Origin of the sequence: Paenibacillus aquistagni, assembly GCF_900177815.1 — a bacterium.
Taxonomy (GTDB): domain Bacteria; phylum Bacillota; class Bacilli; order Paenibacillales; family Paenibacillaceae; genus Paenibacillus_B; species Paenibacillus_B aquistagni.
Map to the genome: position 1 here is coordinate 534,229 of NZ_FXAZ01000001.1, position 13,290 is coordinate 547,518.

The following is a 13,290-nucleotide window of genomic DNA, read 5'->3' on the forward strand; positions in this document are numbered from 1 at the left end:
AGGAGAACGTGCAATGGAACAAAAGATGTGGCATCAGCTGTCTAGTGAAGAGCTGCTGCACAAGCTGGACGTTGAAAAAGAGCTAGGGCTTTCCGCAGAAGAAGCATCCAAGCGAAGAGAGCAATACGGGAAAAATGAGCTCTCGGAAGGAAAGAAAATATCGCCTATTGCATTGTTTTTGAACCAATTCAAGGACTTAATGGTGCTGGTGCTGGCAGGCGCTACGCTTGTATCAGGCATTCTTGGGGAATATCTGGATGCCATAACAATCATCGCCATTATTTTGTTAAATGGGATTCTTGGCTTCGTGCAGGAGTTTCGGGCGGAACGCTCTTTGCGGGCGCTAAAGGAACTGTCCGCCCCGATGGCAAAGGTGCTGCGGGCAGGGCGATTGGAGCATATATCTGCAAGTGATCTGGTGCCTGGAGATGTGGTTCTCCTGGAGAGCGGTGATCGAATCCCGGCTGATCTGCGCTGGCTCGAGACCAATAGCTGTTATGTGGAGGAATCTGCCTTGACCGGAGAGTCTGTTGCTGTAAGCAAGCATGCGCAGGCAATTGCGGATGCAGAGATTCCGCTTGGCGATATGCGCAACTTCGGCTTCATGGGCACCATGATGGCAAGAGGGACAGGCAAGGGTGTTGTTATGCGGACGGGCATGGAGACCGAGATGGGCAAGATCGCGCATCTCATTCAGAGCACCGAAGAGATGGAAACCCCGCTTCAGCATCGCTTGGAGCAGCTTGGCAAAATTCTAATCGCTGTTGCCTTGGGACTTACGGTTATGGTTGTGGTGGCAGGTATTCTGCATGGACAGCCGGCCATGGGCATGTTTTTGGCGGGTGTGAGCTTAGCCGTCGCTGCTATACCAGAGGGCTTGCCTGCGATTGTGACCATCGCTTTGGCGCTTGGTGTACAGCGGATGATTAAGCGTAAAGCGATTGTTAGAAAACTGCCTTCTGTTGAAACGCTGGGCTGCGCTTCTGTCATTTGTTCGGACAAGACAGGCACGCTGACTCAAAATAAAATGACGGTCACGCATGTGTGGCTTGGCGACCAAGGGCTTGATGTTAGCGGCGAAGGCTTTGAGCCTGATGGGCAGATTACCCATCGCGGGCGTATGGTTGATCTGAAGACAAATCAATCGTTGCGGCGTCTGCTTCAGATCAGCGCATTGTGCAACAATGCTATGCTGCTTGAGCAGGATAGCGATTCAGAGCCAGCTGGAAAAGCGCAAAAGAAAAAGACGGATGAAAAGCGTCCTGCCTGGGGGATCAAAGGCGATTCGACGGAAGGTGCGCTGCTTGTTCTGGCCGCCAAGCTTGGAATAACGCCAACCAGTCTTAGCTCTTTGTATAAGCGAGAGAGCGAGCTGCCGTTCGACTCGGAGCGAAAGCGCATGTCTGTGGTTGTGTCTCATCAAGGAGGGCGCATGGTCATGACCAAGGGTGCGCCTGACGTGCTGCTTGATCGCTGCTCGTATGTGTTGTGGGAAGGCAACGTTATCCCACTAACCGACACATTGAAGCAGAAGGTCAAACAGGCCAATGAACAAATGGCGAAACAGGCGCTGCGCGTATTAGGCTTCGCCTATCGTGAGCTAAAAGGCAAGGAATCCGTGGATGATGAGCAGCGCATGGAGTCTCAGCTGGTCTTTGTCGGCTTGACGGGCATGATCGATCCGCCGCGCCGTGAAGTGCGCGATGCGATTTATCAATGCCGCAAAGCAGGCATCAAGACGGTCATGATCACGGGGGATCATCAGCTGACGGCTGAGGCGATCGCTTCGCAGCTTGGCATTATGCCTAGAGACGGCATGTCTGTCAACGGCTCTAAGCTGTCCAAGCTTAGTGATGATGAACTCGACAACATTGTGGATCAGGTGTACGTCTATGCTAGAGTCTCCCCGGAGCACAAGCTTCGCATTGTGAAGTCGCTGCAGCGAAAAGGGCATGTCGTTGCCATGACGGGAGACGGGGTGAATGACGCGCCTGCAATCAAAGCCGCTGATATTGGGATCGCGATGGGGATTACGGGAACAGACGTAACGAAGGAAGCCTCAGCCTTGATCCTTAGCGATGACAACTTTGCCACCATTGTGGCGGCAATTGAGGAAGGGCGGGGCATCTATGAGAATATCCGCAAGTTCATTCGCTACTTGCTTGCTTCCAATGTTGGCGAGATTCTTGTCATGTTCTTTGCCATGATGATGGGTCTTCCTCTTCCGCTGGTGCCGATTCAGATTCTATGGGTGAATCTGGTGACGGACGGCCTGCCAGCGATGGCGCTTGGTGTGGACCAAGCGGAAAAGGATCTTATGGAGCATCGTCCGCGTTCTGCTAAGGAGAATATTTTTGCGAGACGACTTGGATGGAAGATTATCAGCCGAGGCATTTTGATTGGCTTATGCACCCTTGCTGCCTTCTGGCTCACGTTAAGCGTGAACCCTGACAGTGCCGAGCAGCTGACGCAGGCACAGACTGTCGCCTTTGCCACGCTCGTCATGGCTCAGTTGATTCATGTGTTTGACTGCCGCAGCTCACGATCCATTTTCCATCGCAACATTTTGCAGAACCGTTACTTGGTGCTCGCGGTCTTGTCATCAGTCATTCTCTTGCTTGCTGTGCTCTACATTGAGCCGCTGCAGCCGATCTTCAAGACAGTGCCGCTTGGCTTAAGAGACTGGGCTATCACCTTCGTTATGGCGGGAATCCCAACATTTCTGATGGGTATCGGCTCAGTCATGTCCGGCAGCAAGCCGTCAACGAAGCGTCGGAGCAGCACATATCCGCCTAATCGCCGTGCGGCGTAGCTAAGGCCCTCTTCATAGGCAGGTGTAAGGGCAAGGGATGCTTTGCTTGTTTCAGCCGTTTATTTCATACGAAGCTATCAAATTAATGCAAATCTTCAAGCAGTTCTTAAATACCTTTTCCTGTCCGATTCCTGTATCCTAACCTTAGCGCTAAGTGCGTATTGCCTATATAAACATTGGAATACGTGGTCTAAGAGAAGGAGTGGCTGACATGCAATTTACAAAAATGAACGGACTAGGCAATGACTTTATTGTGATATATGGTGAAGCGGTACTTCCTGAGCATGCATCTGAGCTTGCAGTGAAAGCCTGCAATCGCAACTTTGGCATCGGTGCAGACGGATTAGTGTATATTTTGCCTTCAGCGAACGCGGACTTTATGATGCGTATTATCAACTCTGACGGTACGGAGGCGGAGCAGTGCGGCAATGCGATCCGTTGTGTGGCCAAATATGTGGCTGACCATGGCTATAAGGATGGCGATGAGCTGACCATCGAGACGCTGGGAGCGGGCGTGCAGCGTGTTCAACTGCAAAAGGAAGATGGGATTGTAAAGATGGTGCGTGTGGATATGGGCGCTCCAGTGCTTGATGGGCTTCAGATTCCAACGACAGTGGATCAGAACCCCGTTATTGGGCATCCCATTGAAGTCGGAGATCGTACATTCCACTTTACGGCAGTATCCATGGGCAACCCTCATGCAGTCATCTACGTGGATGATGCAGTGAACGTTGATCTTCATACATGGGGACCACGGCTTGAGGTGCATCGTCTATTTCCGCGCAAAATCAATGTCGAGTTTGCCACAGTGAACAACCGCAATCAAGTAGATATGAGAGTATGGGAGCGCGGAGCAGGCCCTACGCTGGCTTGCGGTACCGGTGCCTGCGCGACGCTCGTATCTAGTGTGCTGAATGGGAAAACAGATCGGCAAGCAACGATATCTCTTGCAGGCGGCGACTTGTTCATTGAATGGGATGAGACGGACAATCATGTGTACATGACAGGACCTGCAGAGGTTGTCTTTACTGGCCGATGGCTCAAATCATAAAGAATGGCCCATATCGATACAGGTAAGCGAGACGCCCTGCTTGGGGCGTCTTTTGTTCCATTTAAGAACTTTTTTGGAATGTGTCATGTTTTATGCCACTATTTTTGGTAGAATCATGGTAGTTCATGTGCGTGAACCCTTTGAAGAATAGATAAAAGATCATAGGAGAGAGCGCAAACGGTCGTGACGTTCTTATATTGTTATCTATTTATGGCTGATATTTGGTTCGTTGACTGTTGCGAAGCAGCAGCATGAACCGTATAACGTAATAACGACGACTGAAATGATGGGGAGAGCAGGAGGCTGACTGTGATGAGTAATGGGGTTGTGACGCTTAGAGAAGCGATGAGACAAGGCGTAGTAGTAGGCGATGGAGCAATGGGTACCTATTTGTATGAGCAGGGATTTCCAGTGGGCATCTCATATGAGGACCTCAATCTTACAGCTCCAGATACGATTCGGAATATCCATCGTGAGTATGTGGCGGCTGGCGCCAAGCTCATTGAAACCAATACATTCACAGCCAATCGCGAGAAGCTGATTCGCCACGGGCTGGAAGGCAAGGTAAAAGAGATTAATAGAGCGGGAGTGCGGCTTGCTAGAGAAGCTGCCGACGGCCAAGCTTATGTAGTTGGCGCTCTAGGCTCCATCCGAGCAGGCAAGAGAGAGAACATCGATACCTCCCAAGTCATGCGTGATTATGAGGAACAGTTGTCGGCCTTGCTGGAAGAAGGCGTGGACGGCCTCATGTTTGAGACATTCTATGATCTTGAGGAAATGCGGCTTGCCTTGCATATTGCTAGAAAGCTGGATCAACAGGTGCCGATTATTTGCCAATTCGCGGTAGAAGACTCGGACCGTACGAAGGACGGAGTGCGTCTGACTGAGAGCTTCCGCATCCTGCATTTGGAAGGCGCTGATGTTGTAGGGCTGAACTGCCGCATGGGACCTAATGGTCTTCTCCGAGCAATGGAGCAGGTAGATGGCCGGGATCGCTTCCCGTTGTCTGCGTTCCCTAACGCAGGGATGCCAGACTACGTGGATGGCCGATACAATTTCGTTGCATCTGCGGAATACATGGCGGACAGCGCTGTGCGCTTTGCAAAGCTTGGGGCTCGAATCGTAGGCGGATGCTGCGGTACCACCCCTCATCATATTCGAGTTATTGCGGAGGCCATCGAGGCCTTGGATCCATTAGAGCTTCCGCAAGCACCTGAGATTGTCGCGCTAACATTAACGGGACAAAGCCAATATGCGCCTCTTCTCGTAACGGAGAGTGAAGCATCAGAGTTGGAAGTGGACGAATCCATTCCTCAGGCATGGCATGCATCCGGCCATGACAATCTTGATCGGCAGGAATCTATTATTGATCTTGTAGAGCGCCGCCATACGGTGATTGTTGAGCTTGACCCACCGCGTGATTTGTCCATTCAAAAGTTTATGGAGGGAGCAAGAGCGCTCAAGCAGTGTGGAGCCGATGCGCTGACGCTTGCGGACAACTCCATGGCCGTTACGCGTATGAGCAACATGGCACTTGGACATCTTGTTCATGAAGAGACAGGGATTCGTCCATTGATTCATATTGCCTGCCGCGATCGCAACCTGCTTGGTACGCAGTCTCATATGATGGGCCTTGACGCCTTAGGCATCGACCATGTTCTTGCCGTTACAGGCGATCCCGCTCGCTTCGGCGACCTTCCTGATTCGAGCTCGGTCTATGACTTGACGTCCTTTGAGATTATTCGGATGATCAAGCAGCTTAACCGCGGAATGGCCTTCTCGGGCAAGCCGCTGAAGCAAAAGGCCAACTTTGTTGTCGGCGCGGCTTTTAATCCGAATGTGAAATATTTGGAGAAGGCAGTCGAGCGGCTGCATCGCAAGGTAGAGGCTGGTGCGGACTACATCATGACACAGCCGGTCTATGACGCGGCCTTGATTGAGCGCATGGCAGAGCTTACGCGAGACATCCCGATTCCGATCTTTGTCGGCATTATGCCGCTTGCGAGTGAACGCAATGCAGAATACTTGCACAATGAGGTTCCAGGCATTCAGCTTTCTCAGGATGTAAGAGCGCGCATGAAAGGCCTTGAAGGCGAAGCGGGACGCAGAGAAGGCGTGGAAATAGGAAAAGAGCTTCTTGATGCTGCGATGAAGCATTTTAATGGAATCTATCTCATTACCCCATTCATGTTCTATCAGATGACAGCAGAACTGACATCATATGTATGGGAAAAAGCGGAACGCAAGCAGGACCCCTTGTTTCGTCTAACATAATCAATTAAAATAGGGTAATGGATGTGGTTCCCATGGTATTTAGCATGACCGGATATGGTCAATCCGCGAAGGAAATCGGCGGATACAAGATTAGTATTGAGATGAAATCCGTAAACCATCGCTACAGCGAGATTGTGCTCCGGCTCCCAAGAGAATGGGCGAATCTGGAGGATCGCTTGCGTCGGATTGTGCAGGGTCGCATCCGTCGCGGACGTGTCGATGTGTTTATTAACAAAGAACATGTTGGTGAGACTGCTTGTGCGGTTGATGTGAACATGCAAGTGGTAGATGCTTACATGCAAGCAGCTAATCAGTTGAGTGAAAAGTACGGCTTGTCCGGAGAGATCGAAGTGATGGATGTGCTTCGTCTGCCGGATGCAGTAACCGTTAGTGAGAAGACAACATGGTCGGAAGAGCAGCTCATCGCCTGCTTGGAAGATGGACTGACTGAAGCCTTGGAAGGATTGTGTCAGATGCGTACCGTTGAAGGGGCGCATCTGGCACAGGATACAAAGGAACGTGTAGCTCGTCTGGAAGTCATTCATGGAGAACTCGTAGAATGGGCCCCAGTTGTTGTAACGGACTATCGTGCTAAGCTGAAGCAGCGGCTTGAACAGCTGTCAGAGCAGCATCTGACCTTTGATGATACAAAGTTCGGCATGGAGGTTGCTCTCTTTGCTGAGCGCAGTAACATTGACGAGGAGTTAACGCGGCTCGACAGTCATTTTCAGCAGTTCAAAAAGCTGCTTGAGAGCGAGGAGCCTATTGGCCGCAAACTCGATTTTCTCATTCAGGAAATGAATCGAGAGACGAATACGATCGGCTCAAAAGCGAATCATCTTGAGATTGTAAACCGAGTCGTTGAGATGAAGGCAGAGCTTGAGAAGATTCGAGAGCAGATCGCAAACATGGAGTAGCGACATTTTAGAGGAGGTCCAAGAATGGCGATTAAATTGATTAATATCGGTTTTGGGAACATTGTTTCCGCGAACCGAATTATTTCGATTGTGAGTCCGGAGTCGGCTCCAATCAAGAGGATTATTCAAGAGGCTCGTGATCGTCACATGCTGATTGATGCGACTTATGGCCGCCGCACGCGCGCTGTAATCATCACAGATAGTGATCATGTCATTTTGTCTGCGGTTCAACCAGAAACTGTAGCTCATCGTCTATCCACGAAGGACGACGACAACGACGAATAATACTGCTTGTTTAGTAAGTTTTGTTACATAAACTTGTTAAGCAACCTCTGAAAATGGAGAGAATCATGAGAAAAGGTTTGTTATTTGTGCTGTCCGGTCCTTCAGGCGTAGGAAAGGGCACGGTATGCAAGGCATTACAAAAGAAAACGACGGATCTTACGTATTCGGTATCCGTGACCACCAGACAGCCGAGGCTTGGCGAGGTTGATGGTGTAAACTATTTTTTTAGAAGCAGAGAACAGTTTCTTGATATGATCGAGAATGACGAGCTGCTTGAATATGCGGAATACGTAGGCAATTATTACGGTACACCGCGCGATTTCGTTGAGAAGACGCTGGCAGAAGGGAAAGACATTCTGCTTGAGATTGAGGTTCAAGGTGCGCTGATGGTGAAAGAGAAGTTCCCTGAGGGGATCTTTATCTTCCTAACGCCTCCATCCTTAGAGGAACTGAAGGATCGCATTCGCGGACGTGGAACAGAGAATGATTCGGTCATCGATCATCGCATGAATGTGGCGGTCGAGGAGATTGCATTAATGCAGCATTATGATTATGCAGTCGTCAATGATGAGATTGATCTTGCGTGTCAGCGTATAGAAAGCATCATTATTGCCGAACATTGTAAAATTTAGATCGCATATATCTTCTGAGGAAAAGGCGCACATTCAAGGTGTGCCTTCTGACAGTTGTAATAAGAGAATAGGGGTGCAAAAACTATGCTATATCCTTCCATCGATGAATTGGTGAACAAAGTGGACAGCAAATATTCCCTCGTTGTCGCGGCTTCTCGCCGTGCTCGTGAGCTTCGTGAAGGAGATCGTACACAATTGCTTCAGCCGAAGTCCCACAAGTATGTTGGGATGGCGCTTGAAGAGATCTACAGTGATTATATCGACGTAGAGTCCAGCGAAGAACAGCAAGAAGATCTAAGAGAAGAGGCTGTTCAGTAAGCTTGGCTGTCATGCCATAAGAATGCCGGAGCATCGCGTATTGAATCATATCATTCAGTAGGCGATACTCTCGCATTGATGACATCCGCGTTCATTTGTATGGGTAAAGTAACAGCCGATTGGTTGTTGCTTTTTTTACCATATGAGTGCTCTGTTATCGGATGGTTTGAAACTAGATATCGTTCTTTTGCGATAATACAACCTCTAATCGCGGTCGCTCATCATGAAATGGCCTGAGTAGAGGTTTTTTTCACGAGATAGAACCTGGATCGCCGCTTTGGCGGTAATCCTATGCTGTTGAACTTGAATGCCGCTAAGAAAGCCTGTGCTTAGGCTTCTTGCTGAGCTGCTAAGGGCTTGCACTCTTTCATCCGAGTGAAAGCCAAGAGAACCAGGCGCTGCGGCAGGATGTTGGTCATCAGCGTGAAGAAAGGGTGGGAGCTTATGTTACATGGCAAGACGATAGTCGTTGGGATTACGGGAGGTATTGCGGCCTATAAAGCGGCAACACTGTGCAGCAAGCTGAAGCAGGCGGGTGCTCATGTTCATGTCATCATGACGAAGAGCGCCACTCAATTCATAACCGAACTTACGCTGCAAACCCTTACTCGCAATCCAGTCTATACCGATACATTTGATGAACGGGATGCCTCAGTCGTCTCTCACATTGATCTTGCGGACAAGGCAGATCTGTTTGTCGTTGCGCCTGCAACAGCGAATATCATCGCGAAGATGACCTATGGTTTAGCTGATGATATGCTGTCTACTACTTTGCTTGCTACTACAGCACCGATTATGGTTGCGCCGGCTATGAACGTTCATATGTACGCCCATCCAACCGTCCAGCACAATATGCAGGTGCTTGCTGAACGTGGCATGATGATGATCGAGCCTGATGAAGGCATGCTTGCCTGCGGTTATACAGGAAAGGGCAGACTTGCAGAGCCCGAATACATTGTCGAGCAGATCGAGGCTTATTTTTCTAAAATGACAGCTGCAAAAGATGACAGAATGGCGTTCTCCGCTAATCAAGAGGATGCGCTGACTTCATCGAAGCTGCAAGGCAAGTCTGTCATGATCACCGCTGGCGGTACAATTGAGCGGATTGATCCGGTTCGATATATTACGAATGATTCCTCTGGCAAGATGGGCTTTGCGATTGCGGAAGCCGCCCGCGACTATGGAGCGAAGGTTACTTTAATCGCAGGACAGACGCAAGTCGAGCCGCCAGAAGGCGTTGAAGTGATTCGTGTGGAATCTACCCAAGACATGTATGATGCCGTTATGTCTCGCTTCGACAATATGGATATTATCGTGAAGGCGGCGGCGGTGTCGGATTACAGGCCTGCTGTCCGTGCAGATCAAAAGATTAAGAAGACAACGGATCGCATGACGATTGAGCTTGTCAAAAATCCAGATATTCTTCAAGAGCTTGGAGCAAGGAAGAATGGCCAGTTTTTGATAGGCTTCGCTGCAGAGACGCATGATGTAGCAGCATTTGCGCAGGACAAGCTTCGTCGGAAGCAGTGCGACCTGCTTGTCGCAAACGATGTCTCACGAGATGATGCGGGCTTCGGCTCCAACAACAATGAAGTGCAAATTTATGATGCAGATGGTCTTGTGGAGAGCATTCCGCTGTCTACCAAGCACTCCATTGCGCACCGGATTCTAGATATCGCATACGAGCGTCTTCCGCTAGAGGTGGATGAGCTTGAATAGAAACCCATGGTCTGACAACAACGAGCCTCGGCTGTTTGACGAGGCTAAGAGTCTTCCTCTTATTGCACGCATTATCGTAGATGTTCCGAGCAAGGATACGAATCGTCCTTTTGATTATATTGTGCCTGAGTCGATGAGTTCATGGATTGAAGTAGGCAGTCGAGTAAGCGTGCCCTTTGGCCCGCGAACCCTGCAGGGCTTCGTCATTGAGCTTATGCACGGATCAAGCATTGAATCCAGTAAGCTAAAAAAGGTACAGCAGCTGCTGGACGTGGTTCCACCGCTTCCGCCTGATCTCATTTCTCTTGCTGCTTGGATGAGCAGTCGTTATGTCTGCACGTACACTGCCTGCTTGCAGGTGATGATTCCTAGTGCGCTTAAGGGGAAGAGCGAGAAGGCGGTGCGGCTTGGCGCTGAGGCAGCGGCGTATTTGCAGCAAGCCCCTGCATCAGCTTGGGACGAATCAAGCACAAGCCATGAACTGCATGGGGCTATCGATGAGAGTGACAGCCGAGAGCAGTATAGGCATACCCGCCATGCCGCAGCTAGTCCGAGTGAGGAGCTGTCCGGGCAGCAGGCTGTTATGGGGGAAGAGACGCTGATCGGCTCTTTGCTGCGGCACCGTGCGGATGAGCCGCTGCTGCGTCAGGTGTGGCAGTATGTCCAAGCGCATGAGCCGATAGCCGCGAATAAGCTGCTAGAACGGTTTCCCCATGCCTCGCGGCTGATTAAGACCTCTCTGCTCGCTGGCTGGCTAGTAGAGACAGAACGCATAAAAGACCGCATTGGGGTCAAAAAGCTGAAGCGAGTGTCGCTTAATCTCTCATTCGAAGAGGCGAGGCAGCATGCAGCTGCTATTCGAGCAAAGCGCCAACAGGAGGTTCTTAGTCAGCTCATCGATAATCAGGGGGAGCTGCCGCTTAAAGATCTGAACGCTTCTGCTGTCAAAGCACTGGCAGACAAGGGATTGTTGACGATAGATGACGTTGAGGTGCTTAGAGATCCTTATTCCGGAAGGAACTTCAAGCCTTCGGAGCCGCTGCCGCTTACGGAAGAGCAGCAAGGGGTCTTTGATCGGATTAAGGAGGCGCTTGACTGTGACGCCCCTCAGTCCTTTTTGCTTCACGGCGTGACGGGAAGCGGCAAGACAGAGGTATATTTGCAATCGATCGCGCACTGCTTGGAGCAGGGAAAGGAAGCGATTGTGCTTGTCCCGGAAATATCCCTGACTCCCCAGATGGTGGAGCGCTTCAAGAGCCGCTTTGGCTCTAAGGTGGCGGTTATGCACAGCCGCTTGTCTCAAGGTGAACGCTATGACGAATGGCGCAAGATTCGTGAAGGGCGCGTTCAAGTTGCGATCGGTGCCCGCTCGGCGGTGTTTGCTCCTTTTCAGCATATTGGACTCATTATTATGGATGAGGAGCACGAAACCTCCTATAAGCAGGAAGAGACCCCAAGGTATCATGCTCGGGATGTATCCATTGAACGGGCACGGCTTCACCATGCTGTCGTTGTGCTCGGCTCAGCGACGCCTTCTATTGAGACGTATTATTCGGCAAAGGTGAAGCATGATGAGCCCCTGCCACGTGGGCTTGAGCCGCCATTATATCCACTTAAAATGCTGAGCATGCAAGAGCGGGTAGGAGGGCGCCCTATGCCGCCTGTTCGTATTGTTGACATGCGCGAGCAGCTTAAGATTGGCAATCGCTCGATGTTCAGCGGACCTTTGGAACAGGCGATAGAGGAGCGGCTTGAGCGCGGCGAGCAAACGGTGCTTCTTCTGAACCGAAGAGGCTACTCGACCTTCGTTATGTGCCGAACATGCGGCTATGTCGCTCAGTGTCCGGAATGCGATATTTCTCTTACGTATCATATGAAGACAGAGCATCTGCGGTGCCATTACTGCGGTTATACAGAGCGAGCCCCTTCGCTGTGTCCTTCCTGTGAGAGCGAGCATATTCGTTTTTTTGGAACGGGCACGCAGAAGGTTGAAGAGCAGCTGGCGAGACGCTTTCCGGGTATTCGGGTCATACGGATGGATGTGGATACGACGACGGAAAAAGGCTCGCATGAACGAATGCTTCAGCAGTTTCGCGAACGCAAGGCGGATGTGCTGCTGGGTACGCAGATGGTCGCCAAGGGCCTTGATTTCCCATATGTGACGCTGGTTGGCGTCATTGCAGCGGACTCAGCGCTGCATATGCCTGATTTCCGCGCATCAGAAAAAACCTTTCAGCTGCTGACGCAGGTTGAAGGCCGTGCCGGCCGGCATCATCTTCCGGGCGAGGTCATTGTCCAGACCTATGCGCCAGAGCATTATTCAATCACTTATGCTTCTGGACATGACTATACCGGCTTTGCTTCTGATGAGCTTCGGCACCGCATGGCTCAGATGGTGCCTCCCTTCAGCCGAATTGCACTGCTTACGATGACGCATGAGCAGCTGCCGCTCTTGGTGCGTGCTGCTGAGAATGCAGCCCTTCGGATTAAGGAGCTTGCGGAGCGCAAGGGATACTTGCAATCGCTGCATCATGCCACAGAAGCTATCGATGTGTTTGGTCCAGTGGCTTCTCCGATTCCGCGAATCAAGAACAAATACCGCTTCCAATGCGTTGTGAAATGCCGAGGGCATATTGATTTGTCCGCTCTCATGGCAGAGGCGATGGCTACCCTTGAGCCCATGGCGAAGGAGCAGCATGTGCAGTTCAGTGTAGATATTGATCCTCAGATGATGATGTAAGCGTACATTTGATCATAAAATAAGCATATAGAGAATTTAACTTGTGGGATAGGAAGGTGTTAAGATGGCTATTCGAATTATTGTACAAGAGCCGGATCCAGTGCTTCATGAGGTGGCAAAGCCAGTATCAAAGTTTAATGCGAATTTGCATAAGCTGCTCGATGATATGGCGGAAACGATGTATCATGCGGAAGGCGTAGGCCTTGCCGCTCCTCAAATTGGCATTTTAAAGCGTGTGATTGTCGTTGATGTTGGCGATGATAACGGCCTTATCGAGATGGTGAATCCTGAGCTTGTCGAGACAGAAGGCGAGCAGCTTGGCCCTGAAGGATGCCTAAGCATTCCTGGACTGAACGGTGACGTGCTTCGCCATCAGAAGATTCGTGTAAGAGGCCAGGATCGTCATGGGGAGACTTGGGAAATGATTGCTGAGGATTTCTTAGCCCGTGCATTCCAACATGAGATCGATCACTTGAATGGTGTGCTCTTCACTTCTATTGCTGAACGTGTGTATGAGATTCCACGCCAAGATAAGGAGTAAA

10 protein-coding genes are annotated in these 13,290 nt (G+C 50.5%); all 10 read left to right on the forward strand.

The window, feature by feature from the left end; translation table 11 throughout:
* The first annotated feature begins 13 nt into the window (after nucleotides 1–13).
* The 10 genes from B9Y93_RS02435 (at nucleotide 14) to def (ending at nucleotide 13,289) form a co-directional block, all read left to right on the forward strand.
* A complete protein-coding gene (locus tag B9Y93_RS02435) occupies nucleotides 14–2,812 on the forward strand; it encodes a calcium-translocating P-type ATPase, SERCA-type (protein WP_085492756.1) in 2,799 nt (932 codons plus the stop codon).
* Nucleotides 2,813–3,023: 211 nt separating this feature from the next.
* Entirely contained in the window at nucleotides 3,024–3,863 is an 840-nt protein-coding gene (gene dapF, locus B9Y93_RS02440; protein WP_085492757.1) for a diaminopimelate epimerase, read from the forward strand.
* 312 nt (nucleotides 3,864–4,175) lie between these two features.
* Entirely contained in the window at nucleotides 4,176–6,137 is a 1,962-nt protein-coding gene (locus tag B9Y93_RS02445) for a bifunctional homocysteine S-methyltransferase/methylenetetrahydrofolate reductase (protein WP_244903266.1), read from the forward strand.
* A 32-nt stretch (nucleotides 6,138–6,169) separates the two neighbouring features.
* Nucleotides 6,170–7,054: a YicC/YloC family endoribonuclease gene (locus B9Y93_RS02450; RefSeq protein ID WP_085492758.1), complete on the forward strand. Its 885-nt coding sequence runs from the start codon at nucleotides 6,170–6,172 to the stop codon at nucleotides 7,052–7,054.
* Between the two features lie 24 nt (nucleotides 7,055–7,078).
* Complete coding sequence (gene remA, locus B9Y93_RS02455) at nucleotides 7,079–7,339, forward strand: extracellular matrix/biofilm regulator RemA (protein WP_005548256.1); 261 nt, start codon at nucleotides 7,079–7,081, stop codon at nucleotides 7,337–7,339.
* A 65-nt stretch (nucleotides 7,340–7,404) separates the two neighbouring features.
* Nucleotides 7,405–7,971: a guanylate kinase gene (gene gmk, locus B9Y93_RS02460; RefSeq protein ID WP_085492759.1), complete on the forward strand. Its 567-nt coding sequence runs from the start codon at nucleotides 7,405–7,407 to the stop codon at nucleotides 7,969–7,971.
* 84 nt (nucleotides 7,972–8,055) lie between these two features.
* Nucleotides 8,056–8,289 (forward strand): DNA-directed RNA polymerase subunit omega, encoded by a 234-nt coding sequence (gene rpoZ, locus B9Y93_RS02465; protein WP_085492760.1) that lies wholly within the window; start codon nucleotides 8,056–8,058, stop codon nucleotides 8,287–8,289.
* A 444-nt stretch (nucleotides 8,290–8,733) separates the two neighbouring features.
* Nucleotides 8,734–10,008 carry a bifunctional phosphopantothenoylcysteine decarboxylase/phosphopantothenate--cysteine ligase CoaBC gene (gene coaBC / locus B9Y93_RS02470; protein ID WP_085493930.1) on the forward strand — a complete coding sequence of 425 codons (1,275 nt, stop codon included), beginning with the start codon at nucleotides 8,734–8,736 and terminating at the stop codon, nucleotides 10,006–10,008.
* 31 nt (nucleotides 10,009–10,039) lie between these two features.
* Nucleotides 10,040–12,748, forward strand: coding sequence for a primosomal protein N' (gene priA / locus B9Y93_RS02475; RefSeq protein WP_244903326.1), 2,709 nt, complete (start codon nucleotides 10,040–10,042; stop codon nucleotides 12,746–12,748).
* Nucleotides 12,749–12,812: 64 nt separating this feature from the next.
* Nucleotides 12,813–13,289 (forward strand): peptide deformylase, encoded by a 477-nt coding sequence (def, locus tag B9Y93_RS02480; RefSeq protein ID WP_085492762.1) that lies wholly within the window; start codon nucleotides 12,813–12,815, stop codon nucleotides 13,287–13,289.
* Nucleotide 13,290: the final 1 nt, after the last annotated feature.

Excerpts from the sequence above, each read along its gene's own strand:
- B9Y93_RS02435 (WP_085492756.1), top strand. The coding sequence starts at position 14 with ATGGAACAAAAGATGTGGCATCAGCTGTCTAGTGAAGAGCTGCTGCAC.
- dapF (WP_085492757.1), top strand. The coding sequence starts at position 3,024 with ATGCAATTTACAAAAATGAACGGACTAGGCAATGACTTTATTGTGATA.
- B9Y93_RS02445 (WP_244903266.1), top strand. The coding sequence starts at position 4,176 with ATGAGTAATGGGGTTGTGACGCTTAGAGAAGCGATGAGACAAGGCGTA.
- B9Y93_RS02450 (WP_085492758.1), top strand. The coding sequence starts at position 6,170 with ATGGTATTTAGCATGACCGGATATGGTCAATCCGCGAAGGAAATCGGC.
- remA (WP_005548256.1), top strand. The coding sequence starts at position 7,079 with ATGGCGATTAAATTGATTAATATCGGTTTTGGGAACATTGTTTCCGCG.
- gmk (WP_085492759.1), top strand. The coding sequence starts at position 7,405 with ATGAGAAAAGGTTTGTTATTTGTGCTGTCCGGTCCTTCAGGCGTAGGA.
- rpoZ (WP_085492760.1), top strand. The coding sequence starts at position 8,056 with ATGCTATATCCTTCCATCGATGAATTGGTGAACAAAGTGGACAGCAAA.
- coaBC (WP_085493930.1), top strand. The coding sequence starts at position 8,734 with ATGTTACATGGCAAGACGATAGTCGTTGGGATTACGGGAGGTATTGCG.
- def (WP_085492762.1), top strand. The coding sequence starts at position 12,813 with ATGGCTATTCGAATTATTGTACAAGAGCCGGATCCAGTGCTTCATGAG.